At 69.3% G+C, this 19210-nt stretch carries 20 protein-coding genes and 1 pseudogene; 15 read left to right on the forward strand and 6 right to left on the reverse strand.

Annotated features, from left to right (window positions below):
• Positions 1-12: 12 nt before the first annotated feature.
• Positions 13-1374, forward strand: a pseudogene (locus LBW94_RS06580) (NCS2 family permease).
• Between the two features lie 144 nt (positions 1375-1518).
• On the opposite strand, the gene LBW94_RS06585 reads toward LBW94_RS06580, so the two are convergent.
• Genes LBW94_RS06585 through LBW94_RS06595 form a run of 3 tightly spaced genes read right to left on the reverse strand, consistent with a single transcriptional unit; the run spans position 1519 to position 5570 of the window.
• Entirely contained in the window at positions 1519-3573 is a 2055-nt protein-coding gene (locus LBW94_RS06585) for an ATP-dependent DNA helicase (protein WP_225057305.1), read from the reverse strand.
• A gap of 46 nt (positions 3574-3619) precedes the next feature.
• A complete protein-coding gene (locus LBW94_RS06590; RefSeq protein ID WP_225057306.1) occupies positions 3620-4201 on the reverse strand; it encodes an isochorismatase family protein in 582 nt (193 codons plus the stop codon).
• 43 nt (positions 4202-4244) lie between these two features.
• Positions 4245-5570 (reverse strand): nicotinate phosphoribosyltransferase, encoded by a 1326-nt coding sequence (locus tag LBW94_RS06595; protein ID WP_225057307.1) that lies wholly within the window; start codon positions 5568-5570, stop codon positions 4245-4247.
• A gap of 122 nt (positions 5571-5692) precedes the next feature.
• Here LBW94_RS06595 and clpS point away from each other — a divergent pair, with 122 nt between their 5' ends.
• From clpS to rdgB, 10 genes are all read left to right on the forward strand, one after another.
• Positions 5693-6037 carry an ATP-dependent Clp protease adapter ClpS gene (clpS, locus tag LBW94_RS06600; protein WP_416276864.1) on the forward strand — a complete coding sequence of 115 codons (345 nt, stop codon included), beginning with the start codon at positions 5693-5695 and terminating at the stop codon, positions 6035-6037.
• A 22-nt stretch (positions 6038-6059) separates the two neighbouring features.
• On the forward strand, positions 6060-6629 hold the full coding sequence (locus tag LBW94_RS06605) for a DUF2017 domain-containing protein (protein ID WP_225057308.1): 570 nt from the start codon (positions 6060-6062) through the stop codon (positions 6627-6629).
• A 10-nt stretch (positions 6630-6639) separates the two neighbouring features.
• Positions 6640-7701 (forward strand): P1 family peptidase, encoded by a 1062-nt coding sequence (locus LBW94_RS06610; RefSeq protein ID WP_225057309.1) that lies wholly within the window; start codon positions 6640-6642, stop codon positions 7699-7701.
• Positions 7702-7973: 272 nt separating this feature from the next.
• Positions 7974-8402 (forward strand): M67 family metallopeptidase, encoded by a 429-nt coding sequence (locus LBW94_RS06615; protein WP_323137796.1) that lies wholly within the window; start codon positions 7974-7976, stop codon positions 8400-8402.
• 43 nt (positions 8403-8445) lie between these two features.
• Positions 8446-8751 (forward strand): MoaD/ThiS family protein, encoded by a 306-nt coding sequence (locus tag LBW94_RS06620; protein ID WP_225057311.1) that lies wholly within the window; start codon positions 8446-8448, stop codon positions 8749-8751.
• A 3-nt stretch (positions 8752-8754) separates the two neighbouring features.
• Complete coding sequence (locus LBW94_RS06625; RefSeq protein WP_225057312.1) at positions 8755-9717, forward strand: PLP-dependent cysteine synthase family protein; 963 nt, start codon at positions 8755-8757, stop codon at positions 9715-9717.
• 47 nt (positions 9718-9764) lie between these two features.
• The gene (locus LBW94_RS06630; protein ID WP_225057313.1) at positions 9765-10415 is read left to right on the forward strand and encodes a rhomboid family intramembrane serine protease; all 651 of its coding nucleotides are present in this window, start codon (positions 9765-9767) and stop codon (positions 10413-10415) included.
• Between the two features lie 60 nt (positions 10416-10475).
• Positions 10476-11243 carry a cyclic nucleotide-degrading phosphodiesterase gene (locus LBW94_RS06635; RefSeq protein ID WP_225057491.1) on the forward strand — a complete coding sequence of 256 codons (768 nt, stop codon included), beginning with the start codon at positions 10476-10478 and terminating at the stop codon, positions 11241-11243.
• 63 nt (positions 11244-11306) lie between these two features.
• Complete coding sequence (rph, locus tag LBW94_RS06640) at positions 11307-12065, forward strand: ribonuclease PH (RefSeq protein WP_225057314.1); 759 nt, start codon at positions 11307-11309, stop codon at positions 12063-12065.
• The gene (gene rdgB, locus LBW94_RS06645; RefSeq protein WP_225057315.1) at positions 12062-12670 is read left to right on the forward strand and encodes an RdgB/HAM1 family non-canonical purine NTP pyrophosphatase; all 609 of its coding nucleotides are present in this window, start codon (positions 12062-12064) and stop codon (positions 12668-12670) included. The genes rph and rdgB overlap by 4 nt, the downstream gene beginning before the upstream one ends.
• Before the next feature lie 43 nt (positions 12671-12713).
• Here rdgB and LBW94_RS06650 read toward each other — a convergent pair whose 3' ends face one another.
• The 3 genes from LBW94_RS06650 to LBW94_RS06660 are packed head-to-tail and all read right to left on the reverse strand — an operon-like array spanning position 12714 to position 14486.
• Positions 12714-13100: a DUF3817 domain-containing protein gene (locus LBW94_RS06650; protein WP_225057316.1), complete on the reverse strand. Its 387-nt coding sequence runs from the start codon at positions 13098-13100 to the stop codon at positions 12714-12716.
• A complete protein-coding gene (locus LBW94_RS06655) occupies positions 13097-13552 on the reverse strand; it encodes a transcriptional regulator (RefSeq protein ID WP_225057317.1) in 456 nt (151 codons plus the stop codon). Before LBW94_RS06655 ends, LBW94_RS06650 begins: the two co-directional genes overlap by 4 nt.
• Positions 13553-13610: 58 nt before the next feature.
• Positions 13611-14486, reverse strand: coding sequence for an oxidoreductase (locus LBW94_RS06660; protein WP_225057318.1), 876 nt, complete (start codon positions 14484-14486; stop codon positions 13611-13613).
• Positions 14487-14677: 191 nt separating this feature from the next.
• Between LBW94_RS06660 and LBW94_RS06665 the strand changes: the two genes are divergently transcribed.
• The 4 genes from LBW94_RS06665 (at position 14678) to LBW94_RS06680 (ending at position 19208) form a co-directional block, all read left to right on the forward strand.
• Entirely contained in the window at positions 14678-16687 is a 2010-nt protein-coding gene (locus tag LBW94_RS06665) for an MDR family MFS transporter (RefSeq protein WP_225057319.1), read from the forward strand.
• A 241-nt stretch (positions 16688-16928) separates the two neighbouring features.
• Entirely contained in the window at positions 16929-17441 is a 513-nt protein-coding gene (locus tag LBW94_RS06670) for a DUF3558 domain-containing protein (RefSeq protein ID WP_225057492.1), read from the forward strand.
• A gap of 58 nt (positions 17442-17499) precedes the next feature.
• The gene (locus LBW94_RS06675; protein WP_225057320.1) at positions 17500-18012 is read left to right on the forward strand and encodes a hypothetical protein; all 513 of its coding nucleotides are present in this window, start codon (positions 17500-17502) and stop codon (positions 18010-18012) included.
• A complete protein-coding gene (locus LBW94_RS06680) occupies positions 18009-19208 on the forward strand; it encodes a WXG100 family type VII secretion target (protein WP_225057321.1) in 1200 nt (399 codons plus the stop codon). Before LBW94_RS06675 ends, LBW94_RS06680 begins: the two co-directional genes overlap by 4 nt.
• Positions 19209-19210: the final 2 nt, after the last annotated feature.

Below are 19210 nucleotides of genomic sequence, written 5' to 3' on the forward strand. Positions count from 1 at the left end.
TGGAGACCTCAGATGACAACCGACGTCCAGCCGCGGTCCCGCGGTCGCGTCGACGCGTATTTCGGCATCTCGCGGCAGGGATCGACCGTGAAGCGCGAGATCATGGCCGGCACCGTCACCTTCCTGGCGATGTCCTATGTGCTGGCGGTCAATCCGGCCGTGCTCGGTGACCACGGCCCGCTCGGCGCCCGCGGCATCCCGACGCAGGCGGTGTTCACCGCCACCGCGGTCGCCGCCGTGGTCGGCACGCTGGTGATGGGGCTGTGGGCGCGCTACCCGGTGGCGCTGGCGCCGGGCATGGGGCTCAATGCCTTCTTCGCCTACTCGGTGGTGCTGGGTATGGGTATCCGCTGACAGGAGGCGTTGTCGGGCACCCTGCTGTCCGGTGTGATCTTCTTCGTCCTGGCGATCACCAGGATTCGCGAGAAGATCATCGACGCGATCCCGTTGCAGATGAAGCTGGCCGTCGGCGCGGGCATCGGCCTGTTCGTGGCGTTCCTGGGCCTGAAGAACGCCGGAATCGTGGTCGCCAGTGACGCCACGCTGGTGCATCTGGGCGACTTCAACCGCGGCAGCACCCTGCTGGCCCTGTTCGGGCTGCTGGTGACCGTGGTGTTCCTGGTGCTGGGCGCGCACGGCGCGGTGCTGTACGGCATCGTCGCCACCACCGTGGTGGGCATCGTCAGCGGGCTGGTGCACCTGCCGCACGCGGTGGTCGACACCCCACACGGGCTGGACCAGACCTTCGGGCAGGCGATCGTGCACCTGCCGCACGCCTTCACCGGGCAGATGGCGATCGTGGTGCTCACCATGCTGTTCGTCGACTTCTTCGATGCCTCCGGCACGCTGATCGGCATCGCCAACCAGGCCGGACTACTCGGCCCCGACGGTAAACTGCCGCGCGCGGCGCAGGCGCTGGCCGCCGACTCGATCGGCACCACCGCGGGCGCGATCATCGGCACCTCGACCACCACCGCCTACGTGGAATCCACCGCCGGGGTGAGCGCGGGCGGCCGCACCGGGCTGACCGCGGTGGCGACGGCCTGCTGGTTCGCGGTGGCGATGTTCTTCTTCCCGGTGTTCGCGGTGGTGGCGGGCGCGCCCGCGGTCACCGCGCCCGCGCTGATCGTGGTGGGTGTGCTGATGGCCCGCTCACTCGGCGACATCGAGTGGCACAAGCTGGAATACGCGATACCCGCATTCCTCACCGTGATCATGATGCCACTGACCTATTCGATCGCCAACGGCATCGCGATGGGGCTGCTGTTCTATCCGGTGGTGATGGTGGCCAAGCGCCGGGCCCGTGAGGTGCATCCGGTGATGTGGGTGCTGATGGCGGTGTTCCTCGGCTACTTCTTCTTCCTCGCCGAGTAGCATGCACCCCTTCCCCCAGGTCCCCGCGCCAGGTTGCAGGGCGCGGCGCGGGGACGTGGCACATCCGATGAGGGAATTGGGGGAACATCGGAGTACCACCGCCCAGTTTACTTCCGTTCAGAAGGTAGTGCGGGATGGTGATTTTCACACCGTGCCCACCGCGGCGGCCGTCAGCCGCCGCAACGCCTTCGCCACGACCTCCGGATCCGAGGTCTCCCAGTACGGCGGCAGCGAGGCCCGCAGATAGGAGCCGTAGCGCGCGGTGACCAGCCGGGGATCGAGAATCGCCACCACGCCGCGATCATCGACACTGCGCAGCAGCCGGCCGGTGCCCTGCGCCAGCAGCAGCGCCGCGTGATTGGCCGCGATGGCGAGAAAGCCGTTGCCGCCGCGGGATTCGACCGCCTTCTGCCGGGCCACCAGCAGCGGGTCGTCGGGCCGCGGGAACGGGATGCGGTCGAGGATCACCAGGCTCAGCGACGGGCCGGGCACGTCGACGCCCTGCCACAGCGACAGCGTGCCGAACAGCGAGGTGGCCGGATCGTCGGCGAAGCGCCGCACCAGCACGCCGGTGGCATCGTCGCCCTGGCACAGGATCGGGGTGTCCAGGCGGCCGCGCAGCGCCTCGGTGGCCGCCTTCGCCGCCCGCATCGAGGAGAACAGGCCGAGTGTGCGACCGCCGGCGGCGTTGACCAGCCGCTCGATCTCGTCCAGATAGGCCGGGGGCAGGCCGTCGCGCCCCGGGGTGGGCAGATGTTTGGCCACGTAGAGGATGCCGGACTTGGCGTGATCGAACGGCGAGCCGACGTCGAGCGCGTTCCAGCGCACCGGGCCCGAATCCGAGGGCGCCTCGGCCCCGTTGGCCAGCGCCGGATCGACGGTGTGGCCCGACTGCGGCGGCAGCCCCCAGGTGACGGCCAGCGCGTCGAAAGAGCCGCCGATCTGCAAGGTGGCCGAGGCCATGACCACCGTGGACGTGCCGAACAACCGGCTGCGCAGCAGCCCGCCCACCGACAGCGGCGCCATGTGCAGGCTGCGGCGGGCGATGCCCCGCACCTCCTCCGCGGACAGCCAGATCACGTCCCGGCGGGCCGCGGGATCCTCGTCCTCGAAGGTGGTGAGCACCCGCACCGCCGCGTCGTGCACCTCCTCCACTCCGGCCAGCGCCTGATTGCGGGCCGCGGCGCCCTCCGGATCGGCCGCCGCACCGCCGCCGCTCTGCGGCCCGAGCGCGGTGCGGCAGTTCCAGGCGGCGTCGCGGATCATCGCCAGCACCGGCGCCGCACCCTCGGGCAACCGGTCCCAGCGGCCGGGCGGTAGCTCCTCCAGCAGTTGATGCCAGGACTCCGCGGCCGCCTCCAGCCGGTCGACCTCCTGCTCGTCGATCAGCTTGGCGCAGCGGCGGGCGGCGGCGCTGATCGCGGCCGTCGACAGCTCCGCGGTGGCCACGCCGGTGACCCGGTCGACCAGTTCGTGCGCCTCGTCGACGACGACCACGTCGTGCTCCGGCAGCACCTGGACACCACTGATGGCGTCGATGGCGAGCAGGGCGTGGTTGGTGACGACGACATCGGCCTGACCCGATTCGGCGCGGGCCTTCTCGGCGAAGCAGTCCACCCCGAACGGGCAGCGGCCCTTGCCCAGGCACTCCCGCGACGACACGCTGACCTGCCGCCACGCCCGGTCGGTGACACCGGGTACCAACTCGTCCCGGTCGCCGGTCTCGGTGTCGGAGACCCATTCGTTGAGCCGCTGCACCTCGCGGCCGAGTTTGGAGATGGCGAACGCGTCGAACAGTTCCGCGTCGCCCGGCTCGTCCGGGATCGCGCTGTTGATCTTGTTCAGGCAGAGATAGTTGTTGCGCCCCTTGAGGATCGCGTACTTGGGCACCCGCCCCAACGCCTTCGACAGCGCCTCCGACAGCCGCGGCAGATCGCGGTCGACCAGCTGGCGCTGGAGTGCGATGGTGGCCGTCGAGACCACCACCGTGCGGCCGGTCTGCACCGCGTGCCGCAGGCTGGGCACCAGGTAGGCCAGCGACTTGCCGGTGCCGGTGCCGGCCTGCACCGCCAGATGTTCCTTGGTGTCGATGGAGTGCGCGACCGCCGCCGCCATGGTCTGCTGACCCGTGCGCGCCTTACCGCCGAGCGCCTCGACGGCGGTTGCCAGCAGGGCCGGGACGGTGGGGAGTTCGGGCACCCAGGCAGACTACTGCCACCCGCCGACAACTGCCGCCGGTGCCCGGTCAGGACTCCAGGTTACCGGTGAGTTCGATTCCGGCGGAACGCATTTCGCCCAGCACCCGGTCCAGGGTGGCGGGTGTGACGGCGGCGGTGAGGCCCAGCAGCACCCGGGTGCCGAACCCCGCGGCGGCCGCGTCCAGGGCGGTGGCCCGGACACAGTGGTCGGTGGCGATACCGCACACGTCGACGGTCTCGATCCCGTTGGCGCGCAACCAGTTCGCCAGGCCGGCCCCGTCCGCGGCGCTGCCCTCGAAACCCGAGTACGCGGCGCTGTAGGCGCCCTTGGAGAAGACCTCCGCGATCCGGGCGGTGTCGAGATCGGGATGGAAATCGGCGCCGGGCGTGCCGACGCGGCAGTGCGGCGGCCAGCTGTCGACGTAGTCCGGCTCCGCGGAGAAGTGAGCGCCCGGGTCGATGTGGTAGTCGCGGGTGGCCACGATCGTGGCGTAGTCGGCGACGCCGAGATACTCGCTGATCCGCTCGGCCACCGCGGCGCCACCGGCGACGGCCAGCGAACCGCCCTCACAGAAGTCGTTCTGCACGTCGACGACGATGAGCGCCCTGGTACCGGTCGGGGAAGTCATGGTCTCGCACACCTCGTTTCGCCCGCACCGAACGGGCACGGCTTCATTGTAGGAAGGTCGTGGGGATCGCGGGCTCTCCGGCGGACAGCTTCAATCCCTCCCACGGCAGGCTCACCAGGCCGCGCGCGACCAGATCGCGGCTCTCCCGCAGCGTGTGCCGATCATCGGCGATCCGGCCGCCGCGCACCAGCGGGACCAGCAGTTCGCGGGCCTCGAAACCGTCCGGCTCCGGGACGGGCCCGGCCACCGGGTAGACGATCTCCTCCACGATCGTGCCGGTCGGGCGGGCCAGGCGCACCGCGGCCTTGGTGCCGCCGCGCGACTCCTTGTGGCTGGAGCGCTTGGCCACCGGCGTGCCGTCCACCTCGACCAGTTTGTAGACCATCCCGGCGGTGGGCGCGCCCGACCCGGTGACCAGCGAGGTGCCGACGCCGTATACGTCGACCGGTTCGGCGCGCAGCGAGGCGATCGCGTATTCGTCCAGATCCCCGGACACCACGATCCGGGTGCCGGTGGCGCCGAGCGTGTCCAGCTGGTCGCGCACCTGCCGGGCCAGCACGCCGAGATCGCCGGAGTCGATGCGCACACCGCCCAATCCGGGCCCGGCCACCTCGATCGCGGTGGCCACACCCTTGGCGATGTCGTAGGTGTCGACCAGCAGTGTGGTGCCGAGGCCGAGCGCCTCGATCTGGGTGCGGAACGCGGCGGCCTCGTTCGGCCCGTCCGGCCCGCTGTGCAGCAGGGTGAACGCGTGCGCGCTGGTGCCGGCGCCGGGAACGCCGAAGCGCCGCACCGCTTCCAGATTGGAGGTGGCGTCGAATCCGGCCAGGTAGGCCGCCCGGGAGCTGGCGGGTGCGGCCATTTCGTGGGTGCGCCGCGAGCCCATCTCGATCATGCCGCGGCCCCCGGCGGCGCTGACCATGCGGGCCGCCGCCGATGCGATCGCGCTGTCGTGGTTGAGGATCGACAGGATCAGCGTCTCCAGCAACACGCATTCGGCGAAACTGCCGCGTACCGACAGGATCGGCGAGCCCGGGAAATACAGTTCGCCCTCGCGATATCCGTCGATGTCACCGCCGAAGCGGTACTCGCGCAGCCATTCCTGTGTGCGGTCGTCCAGCACCCCGGCCGTCACCGCGAGTTCCGCTTCGCCGAATCGGAAGTCGGCCAAGGCGTCCAGCACTCGTCCGATGCCGGCCACCACACCGTAGCGACGACCATTTGGCAAACGCCTGGCGAATACTTCGAAACTGCAACGCCGATGCGCCGACCCGTCGGTCAGCGCGGCGGAGAGCATGGTCAGTTCGTACTGATCGGTCAGTAGGGCGGTACTGGCCGCGGCGGTGCCGTTGGCATCCGAGGTGTCCACCACGTCACTGTAGACACGTCCCGGCGGTGGGTGGAGGCCGTCATCTCGAAAAGGACAATCCGCATGCCGCGAGTGTTGTTTCCCGCGAGCCGAGTCGTACCCTGAAGGTTATGGGTCTGTGCATGGAGGACGCTGTCCGGGTCGTCGTCTGTCCGGCCGACGTTGTCGAACGGATGTCGGCGGCGCAGGCAACGCCTGAAGCGGTCGAGGTCACCGAGATCCTGGAGGCCGAGGATCGGCCGTGGGTCACGGTCGTCTGGGACGACCCGGTGAATCTGATGCACTACGTGACCTACATCTTCCAGAAGCTGTTCGGCTACAGCAAATCCAAGGCAACCGAACTCATGCTCAAGGTCCACAACGAGGGCAAGGCAGTCGTCTCGTCCGGCTCCCGGGACAAGATGGAGCACGACGTCCAACGACTACACGCGGCCGGACTCTGGGCCACCATGCAGCGTGACGATTGATCGGGGCGACTACCGTAAGCCCGTGCGCAAATGGAGCAGGAAGAACTCGCTGAGCGGGCTCAAGCTGCGGTCCGAAATGGATGCGCGAGAGGCCGAGGTACTGCGTTCGCTGGTGGGCGCGGTGACCGGCCTGCTCGCCGACCGGGCCCGCTCCGCCCCCGAAGACGATCTGGCCGCCCTCACCGGGTTACGGACCGGCAACAGTACACCGCCGGACGATCCGCGACTGGCCCGGCTGCTACCGGAATTCCATCGCAGTGAACCGGGCTCGCCGGATGCCGACCGCGCCGATCTCAACAGCGCGCTGCGCAGCCTGCACGAGCCCGACATCATCGAGGCGAAGGTGGCGGCCGGCTCGGTGCTGCTGGACACGCTGCCCGCCCACGGCGGCAAGATCGTGCTCACCCCCGAGCAGGCCGACGCCTGGCTGACCGCCCTCAACGACGTCCGGCTCGCCCTGGGCACCGCGCTCGGCGTCGATGCCGACACCCCCGACCATCTCGACCCGCACGATCCGCGCGCCCCGCACCTGGACGTCTACCACTGGCTCACCTGGATGCAGGATTCGCTGCTCCAGGCGATGAGTTCGTGAACGGTCGGACATGAAGATCGAGACCGGGCCGCGCAACGCCCTGACCGATGTCGCCGGGTTGCTCGTCGGTCACCACCACGAACTGGACGCGACGGCCACCAAGGGCGCCGGAGCCGCCACCGGATCCACGGTGATCCGCGCACCCGGCGGCGTGACGGCGGCGGTCGACATCCGCGGCGGTGGTCCGGGCACCCGCGAGACGGATCTGCTGGACCCGCACAACACCGTGCGCCGCGTCCACGCGATCCTGCTCACCGGCGGCAGCGCCTACGGGCTGGCCGCCGCCGACGGCGTGATGCGCTGGCTGGAGGAACACGGCGAGGGCCTCGCGATGGACGCCGCCGATCCGGCGAAGGTGGTGCCGGTGGTGTCCGGCGCGGTGATCTTCGACCTTCCGCTGGGCGCCTGGGACATCCGGCCCACCGCCGAATTCGGCTACCGCGCCGCCGCCGCGGCGGGGACGGACGTCGCACGTGGGTGCGTCGGCGCGGGCACCGGCGCTCAGGCCGGGGTGCTGAAGGGCGGGATCGGCACCGCGAGCGTCCGGATCGCCGACGGCACCGCCGCCGGATGCACGGTCGCGGCGCTGGTGGCGGTCAACGCCGCCGGATCCGTCTTCGATCCGCGCACCGGACTGCCGTGGGGGGTGGGCAGCGACGGCGCCGACCACTTCGGCCTGAGCCCCGGCACGCCGGACCAATTGGCCCGGGCCGCCGCGCTACCGCCGAAGGGCACCTCGCTCAACACCACCATCGGCGTGGTCGCCACCGATGCCGTCCTGGAATCCGGCGAGGCGAAACGACTGGCCATGGCTGCCCACGACGGCCTGTCCCGGGCCGTCCGCCCGGCCCACACCCCGCTGGACGGCGACACCTTCTTCGCATTGGCCACCGGCGCCCGCGTCCTCGACCCCGAGGAGTACGGCCCCAAGGCCCCGATGGCGCACATCCTCCGCGTCGCCGACCTGTGCGCCGCCGCCGCGCTGGCGACCGAGCGGGCGATCGTCGACGGTGTGCTGTCGGCCCATGGAATCGCCGGAATCCCTTCCTACACAGAGGTTTTCGGCTCCTGAGCGGAGCACCACCGGGCACCCGGCCTCCGTGGCGGCCCGAGGCCGCACTCCCTGGCACGCCGCCGCGGCGCGAGATTTCGCCTGCGCAACGGGTATCGGAGGTCGTCGCCGCGTCGGGGCGGAGCAGCATTCCGGACCGGGCCCGGCAGTAGGGGGTGCGGGAGGTACCTGGGGGTGGGGTGCCGGGAATAGGCGAATATCCTGGTCCGTTGACGACAGCGGCACGGCTCCTCGGCCGGGCGTGTCGGGCTGTGAGCGGAAGGATGGCGACTGTGCTGGTGATCAGGGCGGACCTCGTGGACGCGATGGTGGCGCATGCCCGCACCGACCATCCGGACGAGGCCTGCGGCATCATCGCCGGTCCCGAGGGTTCCGATCGGCCCGAGCGGTTCGTCGCGATGACGAACGCCGAGCGTTCGCCGACCTTCTACCGCTTCGACTCCGGCGAGCAGCTGCGGGTGTGGCGGGAGATGGACGACCGGGACGAGGAACCGGTGGTGGTCTACCACTCGCACACCGGCACCGAGGCGTACCCCAGTCGCACCGACGTCTCCTACGCCTCCGAGCCGAACGCGCACTACGTCCTGGTCTCCACCCGTGATCCGGAGCAGCACGAGCTGCGTAGCTATCGCATCCGCGACGGCGTGATCACCGAGGAACCGGTGCAGGTCGTCCCCGCCTACTCCGACACCGTGGCCTGACGCCCGTCGGATCGACAACCGGAACACGAAACAAGGAGTACTCATGCCGGTGACCGTGTCCATTCCGACCATCATGCGCACCCTCACCGGGGGTGCGAAGCGGGTCGAGGCCAGCGGCGCCACCCTGGCCGCGGTGATCGACGACCTGGAGACCAACTACACCGGCCTGCGGGCGAAGCTGCTGTCCGACGGCAAGCTCAACCGGTACGTCAACATCTACGTCGACGACGAGGACGTCCGCTTCGCCGGTGGGCTCGAGGCCGAGGTGCCCGAGGGCGGCACCGTCACCATCCTCCCGGCTGTCGCCGGTGGAGCCGGCAGTAGTGATGCCGCCGGCGGAGCTCGCTGACCCGTGGCGCGCTACGAATCGCTGATCGACACCCTCGGCAACACGCCGCTGGTGGGTCTGCGCGCGCTGTCGCCGCGCTGGGACGGCGACGATCACGTGCGGCTGTGGGCCAAGCTGGAGGATCGCAACCCGACCGGATCCATCAAGGACCGCCCGGCGCTGCGCATGATCGAACAGGCCGAGGCCGACGGACGGCTGCGCCCCGGGTGCACCATCCTCGAGCCGACCAGCGGCAACACCGGCATCTCGCTGGCCATGGCCGCGAAGCTCAAGGGCTACAAGCTGGTGTGCGTGATGCCGGAGAACACCTCGGTGGAACGGCGGCAGCTGCTCACCATGTTCGGCGCCGAGATCATCGGCTCGCCCGCGGCCGGCGGCTCGAATCAGGCCGTGGCCATGGCGAAGAAGATCGCCGCCGAGAATCCGGAGTGGGTGATGCTGTACCAGTACGGCAACCCCGCCAACGCGCAGGCGCACTACGAGGGCACCGGCCCGGAGATTCTCGCCGACCTGCCGGAGATCACCCATTTCGTCGCGGGCCTCGGCACCACCGGCACCCTGATGGGCAGCGGCCGCTACCTGCGTGAGCACGTGCCCGGCATCGAGGTGGTGGCGGCCGAGCCGCGCTACGGCGAGCTGGTGTACGGCCTGCGCAACCTCGACGAGGGCTTCGTGCCCGAACTGTACGACGAATCGGTGCTGACCTCACGGTTCTCCGTCGGCCCCTACGACGCGGTGCGGCGCACCCGGGAGCTGGTCCTCGAGGAGGGCATCTTCGCGGGCATCTCCACCGGCGCGATCCTGCACGCGGCGCTCGGTGTCGGCGCCAAGGCGCTGAAGGCGGGCAAGCGCGCCGACATCGCGTTCGTCGTCGCCGACGGCGGCTGGAAGTACCTCTCCACCGGCGCCTACGACGGCACCCTGGAAGAAGCCGAAGAGAAACTCGACGGCCAGCTCTGGGCCTGATCCGCCGGGTACCCTCGGGGGAGATCCCCGCGGAGAGGTGGTGGGCGATGACGCTCGACAACGCCGGAACCGACCGGCGCCCCGGCGCGCTGGCCCGGCTGTGGCAGCAGGCGATCGTACTGACCCTGGGTTTCGTCGCGCTGCTGTACGCGATCGAGGGTATCGACACCGCCACCGGCCACGAACTGGACCAGGGCGGGGTGCGGCCGCGCAGCCTGGAGGGGCTGGAGGGGGTGGCGTTCGGCCCACTGCTGCATGCCGATTGGGAGCACCTGATCGGAAATACGCTGCCGGTGATCGTGCTCGGGCTGCTCACCCTGCTCACCGGCATCGGCCGCGGCCTGGCCGCCACCGCGATCGTCTGGGTGGTCGGCGAATTCGGCACCTGGCTCACCGGCGCGAGCGGCACGATCCATCTGGGCGCGTCGGTGCTGGTGTTCGGCTGGCTCACCTATCTGATCTCGCGCGGGCTGTTCACCCGCAACCTCTGGCAGATCCTGATCGGTGTGCTGGTCGGCGTGTTCTACGGCTCCATCCTGTGGGGTGTGCTGCCCGGACAACCCGGAATCTCTTGGCAAGGTCATCTTTTCGGCGCCGTGGGTGGATTGCTGGCCGGCTGGGTACTCTCCGGAGATGAACGTCGCCGCCGCCGCGAAGGCACCCCTGCACCGGTCGTGCCTCCCTTCGGTCAGGTGTAGCGGCCCGGTGATCGGGGGGATCGCATCGTGAGCGAGCAGGCAGCGTGGCAGCATGTGGGCATGCGCCTCACCGTCCTCGGGTGCTCGGGCAGTGTGTCCGGCCCGGATTCGCCCGCGTCGGGTTATCTGCTCACCGGGCCGGGGATGACACCGACGGTGATCGATTTCGGTCCCGGCGTACTGGGTGCGCTGCAACGATTCCAGGATCCGGGCGAGGTCGACATCTTCCTGACCCACCTGCACGCGGATCACTGCCTGGACCTGCCCGGCCTGCTGGTCTGGCGGCGCTACCACCCGAATCCGCCGGGCGGCCGCGCCACGCTGCGCGGGCCGACGGATTCGGCGCTGCGCATCGGCAACGCGTCGGCCGAGGTCGGCGGCGAATCCGACGACTGGTCCGACGTGATCGATCTGCACACCTGGGCCGAGGGCGCGACCACCGCATTCGGTGCGGGGTACACCGTGACCGCGCGCCGCATGTATCACCCGCCGGAGTCCTACGGCCTGCGCATCACCGGCCCGGCCGGTCGCACCCTGGTCTACACCGGCGACACCGCGTTGTGCCCGGCGGTCTTCGAATTGGCCGCGGGCGCGGACGTTTTGCTGGCCGAGGCGTCCTGGACCCACGATCCGGACAACCGCCCGCCCGGTATCCATCTGTCCGGCACCGAGGCCGGGCTGATCGCCGCCGAGGCCGAGGTCGGTGCATTGCTGCTCACCCACATTCCGCCGTGGACCGCCCGCGAGGATGTCATCGCCGAGGCGAAGGCCCAGTTCAGTGGCCCGGTGCACGCGGTGTCGCCCGGCGAGGTCATCGATCTGGCCTGATCGCGCCGCTGGTCCCGCGCGGCCGTGCGAAGCCGGGCACCGGGCACCGTCTAGGGTGGGTCCGTGTCCAGACGAGCAGACGGCAGGGCGGACGACGAGCTCCGCGAGGTCAGGATCACCCGGGGTTTCACCACGCATCCGGCGGGTTCGGTGCTGGTGGAGTTCGGGCAGACCAGGGTGATGTGCACCGCGAGCGTCACCGACGGCGTGCCGCCGTGGCGCCGCGACTCCGGATCGGGTTGGCTCACAGCCGAATACGCGATGCTACCGGCGGCCACCCACACCCGCAGCGGCCGGGAGTCGGTGAAGGGCAAGGTCGGTGGCCGCACCCAGGAGATCAGCCGGCTGGTCGGCCGGTCGCTGCGCGCCTGCATCGACCTCGCCGCGATCGGTGAGAACACCATCGCCATCGATTGCGATGTGCTGCAAGCCGACGGCGGCACCCGCACCGCCGCGATCACCGGCGCCTACGTGGCGCTGGCCGACGCCGTGACCTACCTCAAGGCCGCCGGTGCGCTGGCCGACCCACAGCCGTTGTCCTGCATGATCGCCGCGGTCAGCGTCGGCGTGGTCGACGGCCGGGTGCGCCTGGACCTGCCCTACGAGGAGGATTCGCGCGCCGAGGTGGACATGAACGTGGTCGCCACCGACACCGGCACCCTGGTGGAGATCCAGGGCACCGGTGAGGGCGCCACCTTCCCGCGCTCCACCCTGGACAAGATGCTGGATTCCGCGCTGGCCGGTTGTGAGCGGCTGTTCGCCGTCCAGAAGGAGGCGCTGGCGCTGCCGTATCCCGGAGCGCTGCCGGAGAAGAAGAAGTGAGCCGCCGGGTCCTGGTCGCCAGCCGCAACGCGAAGAAGCTGAACGAGTTGCGCCGCATCCTCGCCGAGGACGGCGTGGAGGGGCTGGAGATCATCGGCCTCGACGAGGTGCCGCCCTACGAGGAGGCCCCCGAGACCGGCGCGACCTTCGAGGAGAACGCGCTGGCGAAGGCCCGCGACGGCGCCGCTGCCACCGGATTGGCTTGTGTCGCAGACGATTCCGGTATCTCGGTGGACGCGCTCAACGGTATGCCCGGGGTGCTGTCGGCCCGCTGGTCCGGTGGTCACGGCGACGACGCGGCCAACAACGAACTGCTGCTCGCGCAGTTGCGGGACGTACCCGACGAGCGCCGCGGCGCCCGCTTCGTCTCCGCGTGCGCGCTGGTGGCCGACGGCCGTGAGGTGGTGATGATCGGGGAATGGCCCGGTCGCGTCGCCCGCGAACCGGCCGGCGCCGGTGGTTTCGGCTACGACCCGTTGTTCGTCCCCGACGGTGGCGGCGTCTCGGCCGCCGAACTGACTCCCGCCGAGAAGGACGCCGCCTCGCACCGCGGCCGCGCGTTGCGCGCCCTGCTCCCGGCGCTGGAGCAACTCGCGCAGTCCTGAACCACGGGCCCGCGGCCGGGATCACCCGGCCGCGGCGCCGCGGTCACAGCCCGTAGGACTGCTTGACCTGCTTGGCGTTCCAGTGCTCCACGAAGAAGGACAGCAGCGGGATGGTGCCCGCGAGCAGGGTGCCGATGGTGCGGGCCAGCGGCCAGCGGACCTTGATGGCCAGGTCGGCGGTGACGATCAGATAGACGAAGTACACCCAGCCGTGCACGACGGCGATCCAGTTCGGGGTGTGCACGTCGAAGCCGTACTTCGCGATGATCTCGGCGGTGAGCAGCAACAGCCAGATACCGGTGGCCCACGCCAGCGTGCGGTAGCGCAGCAGGGCGGGCTTCACCTTCGCGGCGGTGGTCGCGGCCACCGGCCCCGGCGCCCGCACCTCGGTGCGGCCGGCTGCGGTGTCGGTGGAGTTGTCGGCGCTCATCCGGCGCTCCTCTCGGTGTCGCGGGCGTCGAGCCCGGCGGCGCGGAGCTGCCGGTGCAGATCGCGCGCGTTCAATTCGGCCAGGTACTGGTTGTATTCGTTGAGCACGTGATCGTCGTCGCGGGCCGCGACCGGGCGCTCCGGCAGGATGCCCGCCGGAATCTCGCGCGGCCCGGCCGGTTTCGCCAGGGTACCGAGCCACCCAGATCGGGGCTGCTCGGGCTCCGCGGCCCGGTCCGGCTGCCCGGCCTCGCGTTCCAGCCGCACGAAGCGGATGTACGCGAAGACGACGAACCCGGCGAACAACGGCCACTGCAACGCGTAACCGAGATTCTGCGCGGTGCCGCTCGCGGATTCGAACCGGCCCCACTGCCACCAGCCGAGCCCGAGGCACCCGAGCGCGGCCACGACCACGAACAGGATCAGAGCCGGGCGGCGGTGTGGAGCGGGCACCCCACCACGGTACTCGTCTACTACACCGCAGCGTAGGGCCGGGCACCCGTCGCCGCGCTCAGAACTTGTACTCGACCCCGGTCAGCCGCTCGGACTGCTCCCACAGCCGCCGTTGCAGGTCCCGGTCCCGGGACAGTTTGCTCGACGATGCCGGGCGGACCGGGCCTCGCGAGCCGAACAGCCAGGTCGGACCCCAATAGGTGTCCGGGTCGGCGCCGGCGGTGGTGGCGGCGAACAGGCTGGACTCGGCCGCATGTCTGGGGGAGTGGCCGAACACCGCGACCACCGGCTTGGCGACCCAGTCCAGCGGGGTCTCGGTGCGGGCGAACAGATCGGTGGCGGCGACGCCCGGATGCACGGCGTAGGAGCGCTTCGGCGACCGGGCGTCGGCGAGCCGGTGCTGGAGTTCGCGGGCGAACATCAGATTCGACAACTTGGCCTGCGCGTAGGCGAGGTTGCGGTGATAGCGGCGGTGTTCGTAGTTCAGATCGTCGATCCACAGCTTCGGGGTCTGCCGGTGCGCGATGCTGGCCAGCGTGACCACCCGGTCGCCGATCCGGTCCAGCAGCAGCCCGGTCAGCGCGAAGTGGCCGAGATGGTTGACGCCCCACTGGGTTTCGAAGCCGTCGGCGGTCCGGGAGAACGGGATGTTCATCAGGCCCGCGTTGTTGATCAGCACGTCGATATCGCCGGTGGCGTCGGCGAAGGCGCGGACGGAGGCGAGATCGGCGAGGTTCAGCGCGCGCACCCGGACGTCACCGGTGATGCCGTCGGCCACCCGCTGGGCCTTGGCGGTATCCCGGCAGGCCATGATCACGGTCGCGCCCTTGCCGGCGAGGGCCTCGGTGGTGTGCTTGCCGATGCCGCCGTTGGCGCCGGTGATGACGAAGGTGCGCCCGGTCTGATCCGGGATGTCGCGGGGCTTCCAGGCCATGGTTGTCGGACCTCACTGCTGCCGGAGTGGTCGGAGATGTGCTGCCACATTCTTTCACGAAAACCTTACTCGAGAGTAAGTTCAGGCGATATCGGACGTCGCCGAGGTGGTCGGCTGCCCGGGTGAATGCGCTGTGTGCGATGTTGTGTCTTTGACCGGAGATCGGTATCGCCACACCCATACTGGGACGCATGGCCGGTGCCCACGCTGCGCAAACGAGCTCGTCCCGGATCGTGGTCTTCGTCACCATCATGCTCGGCATGCTGATGGCGGCCCTGGACCAGACCATCGTCTCCACCGCGTTGCCCACCATCGTCGCCGATCTCGGCGGCGCCGGGCACATGGCCTGGGTGGTCACCTCGTATCTGCTGGCGGAGGCCGTGGCCACGGCACTGGCCGGAAAGTTCGGCGACCTGTTCGGCCGCAAACTGATGTTCCAGGCCAGCGGCCTGATCTTCATCATCGGCTCGATCGTCGCGGGCATGGCGCACGGCATGTTCCTGCTGATCGTCGCGCGTGCCATCCAGGGCGTCGGCGCGGGCGGGCTGATGGTGACCTCCATGGCGCTGATCGCCGACGTCATCCCGCTGCGCGACCGCGGCAAGTACCAGGGTGCGATGGGTGCGGTGTTCGGCGTCACCACCGTGCTCGGGCCGACGCTGGGCGGGCTGTTCACCGATCACATCAGCTGGCGCTGGTGCTTCTACATCAATGTGCCGGTCGCCCTGGTCATGCTGGTGGTCGCGGCCCGGACCATCCCGGCGATGAAGTCCGCACAGCGGCCGGTGATCGACTACCTCGGCATCGCGCTGGTCGCCGTCGGCGTGAGTTCCCTGATCCTGGCGCTGGAATGGGGCGGCAACGAATATCCGTGGAAATCGGCGATGATCATCGGATTGTTCGTGGCCGCCGCGGTCCTGCTGACGGCCTTCGTCTTCGTGGAACTGCGGGCCGCCGAGCCGATGCTGCCGATGCATCTGTTCCGGTCCAATGTCGTGACGGTCTGTTCGGTCCTCAGTTTCATCGTCGGCTTCGCCATGCTCGGCGCGATGACCTATCTGCCGGCCTATCTGCAATACGTGAACGGCGTGACCGCGACCGCCTCCGGCATTCGCACCCTGCCGCTGGTGGTCGGCCTGTTCGGCACCTCCATCCTGTCCGGGCAGGTGGTGGGCCGCACCGGCCGGTACAAACTCTTCCCGATCGCCGGCACCGCCGTGATGGGCCTGGGCCTGTATCTGATGTCGACGATGGGCCGCGACACCGGCGTATGGAAGGAATCGCTGTACATGCTGATCCTCGGCCTGGGGATCGGCCTGGCGATGCAGGTGCTCACCATCGTCGTGCAGAACACCGTGCCGTACGCGGACCTCGGCACCGCGACCAGCGCCGTCACCTTCTTCCGGACCCTCGGAAGTACCTTCGGCACCGCCATTTTCGGCACCCTCTACAACAATCGGATCGGGCCGAACCTGCGTACCGCGCTGGCGGAGGTGCCACAGGTGCCACCCGCCGCGGCGCAGAATCCGCAACTGCTGCGCCGGCTTCCGGCCGCGGAGGCGATTCCGATCATCGACGCCTACGCCGACACCATCGACTACGTGTTCCGCTGGGTGCTGCCGGTGATCCTGCTCGGATTCGTGGTGGCGTGGTTCCTGAAGCAGGTGCCGCTGCGCGACAGCGCGCGAGCGGAGGCCTCGGACGTCGGGAGCGGATTCTCGATGCCGGAGTCGCCGGACCGGCTGGTGCTACTGGAGAACGCACTGGGCGCGTTGCTGCGCAAGGTCCGCACCCGAGAGGTGGCCGCCCCCAATCTGCTGGAGCTGGCGGGCAGTTCGCTCAGTCCGGGACAGGCGTGGGTGCTGGGGCAGGTGCGGAAGTACAACCGGGTCCGCGGCCACGTGACCCTCGTCGACATTGCCCGCTCGCACCACATGCCACCGGACGTGCTGCAACCGGCCTTCGGCCGTGCGGTCCAGGAGGGGCGTATCGAATTCTTCGGCGACCGCATCGAATTCACGCCCGCCGGACAGGCGGAGGCGGACCGGTTGCGGGCGGCGCTGCGCGAGTGGGTCGGCGGCCGGCTGGAGGATTGGGATTGCCCGAACGCCGACGATCGAGCACTGCTCGACCAGGCAATGGACAATATCGCGGCCCGCATGCTCGACGAGGAGGAGGACCAGCTCCGGATTGCCGCATGAATCCGAACGGGGTGCGTGAGTGTGGGTTTCCGGTGCAGAGTGTGCGCGGAGTGAATGTTCGGTGCGGTGGGTTGCAGGCGTCGCGCGCGGGCGAGTAGGGTCGGCCGCAGCCGATCTGGGGCGGGAGCCGGCCGACCCCGGTGACCAGGTCCGTCGCGCCGGCGCCGAGGGGATGCGCATGAACCGTTGGGGGCGGGCTCTCGGGAGTGTGTGCGTGATCGGCGGTTTGGGGCTGGGGTTGATGGGGTGCGGGAGTTCCGGGGGTGGCGGGACGGGATCCGGAAGTAGTACTGCGGTTTCGCCCACGACGCTGGCGCCTGCGCCGACGGGGTTCGATCCTTGTTCGGATGTGTTGAAGCCGGTGCTGGATTCGGAGCAGCTGCACGGCATGGAAAAAGACGATTCCAATGGGAACGGGGGTACTCAGTGGAGGGGGTGCATGTGGATCCAATCCGACGGGTACACCGTGTCTATTCGAACTACGAATATCACGTTGCCGATGGTGCGTGCCAATGCCGGTTTCAAGGTCGCCGAAGAGTTGACCATCGGTGGACGGGCGGCTATCACCTATCACGACAGTGATGCTACGGATGTGAGCCACGATTGCATACTGGATGTCCAGATCAAAGGTGGCAGTGTCGAATTCAACCTGAACAATCCGGCATCGAATCGTCGCACGGGATCGACAGACACGTGTGAGATCGGCAAAAGCCTGGCGGGCAAGGTTGTTCCGCTGATTCCCGCGACGGCCTGAGCTCGAAGGGGTCTCGAATGAAATCGACAGACTATTTCCGGCGACAGGACTGATTCGGATGGCAGAATCTGAAGCACCTGCGCCCCGGCCGTTGGCTGAACTGATTTCTCGGGCGAGGGATGGTCAGCTCAATGTGAACTTCACCTCCGACATGCGGGTGAATGCCGAGGAATTCGCCTATATCATTCGTGATTGTGATGCCTTCAAAGAGTCGATCCGAAAGCTGCAGCAGATTGCGAAGGAGGTTTCGGACCAGAAGAAATGGGGTCTCGGTGAGGATCAGGCGCGACTGACATCGGCGACCACACTGGTCCACAGATTCCGTGCCAAAGCCGCATCCGTGGATGCAGGCAAGGACGGCTCGAACAATGTCCGTGACATCCTGGAGCAGCACTACCAGATCGTCGACGCACTACAGGAACTCCACCGCACGATCGCACAACGGTACGTCGAGGCCGATCAGGTGTTCGCGGCGCGGTACAACGAACTGATGGCGGACATGCCGCCGAGTTCGATCGGCACCGCGCCGGTGCAGGGACCGATGCAGACCGGGGAAGGGAACTGGCGATGAGCGTGTCGAACGAGCCGCCGCACATTCAGGACCACGAGAACCCGTTCGGGTTCAGTCACCGGGACCTCTACGACGCCTTCCATCCGCAGGACACCACCGACGCCCACAACGCCGCCGACAAGTACGACCACATGGCCCGATCCTGGGCCGCCGATGTCGCCACCTTCGCCGCCCGGATCCAGCGTTCCAGCGCCTCCGCCTGGGAGGGGCCGGCCGCCGAGGCGTCCCGCGAAGCGATCAACACCTATGCCCAGCGGGCGCAGGATCTGACCCCCGCGCTGATGGCCCTGGCCGAACAGGTGACCACGGCGGCGATCGGAATCGTCAACACCAAGAAGGGCGTCGAACCGGAACCACAGACCACGGTCGGCCCCTGGTACAAGCATGCCTTCAACACCGACGGCTGGGATTTCCTGTATCACGGCCCGCGCTCGGTCTCGAAGATCAACGAGGCCAAGGAGAAGGCCCAGGCCGCGATGCAGAACAACTATCTGGTCGACTTCGTCCGCGCCGATTCGCGAATCCCGGTCCTCCCCGAACCGGTCTCGCCGGCGAACCCGCTGTATTCCTGGCAGCCCGGCCAGAGCGGCATCGACCACGGACCCGCCGGTCCCGGCGGCAGCGGGCACACCGGCCCGGACAGCAACGGCCCCAGCGGTTCCGGTGATCACGGCGACGAACACGACACCTCCGACCAGCCCACCGGCGCGAGCGGTTCGTCCTCGGACGCCACCTCACCGGATCGCCGGGACGACCCCTCCGCTGGGCCCCGTGGCCTCGGCCCGGACGACACTCGTTCGGCCGGAACGAATCCCGGCGACAGCCTGACCAGGCCGACAGGGGTGGACCCCACCGGCCTGCCCGGTGGCGGCTACGGCGGCGGAGGCCACGGCCCCGGCAGCGAATCCCCCGGCGCCACCCCCGGCCGCAGCCTCCCCGGAAAGCCCATGGCACCAGGCACTTCCGTACGACCGATGGCCGCCCGCGCCGGCGCCCCGGGCGTCCCCGGCATGGGTATGCCCGCGATGGCCCCGCCCGGAAAGGGGAAGTCCGAGGAGGACGACCGGACGCACAACACTCCGGATTGGCTGAAGAACAAGAAGAACACCGAAGAACTCCTGGGCACACCCCCGCGCACCCTGCCCGGTGGTGTGATCGGCGCCGAAGATCCCGCACCCGCCCCGGACAATCCCTGACC

The organism is Nocardia sp. alder85J (assembly GCF_020176955.2).
GTDB lineage: Bacteria > Actinomycetota > Actinomycetes > Mycobacteriales > Mycobacteriaceae > Nocardia.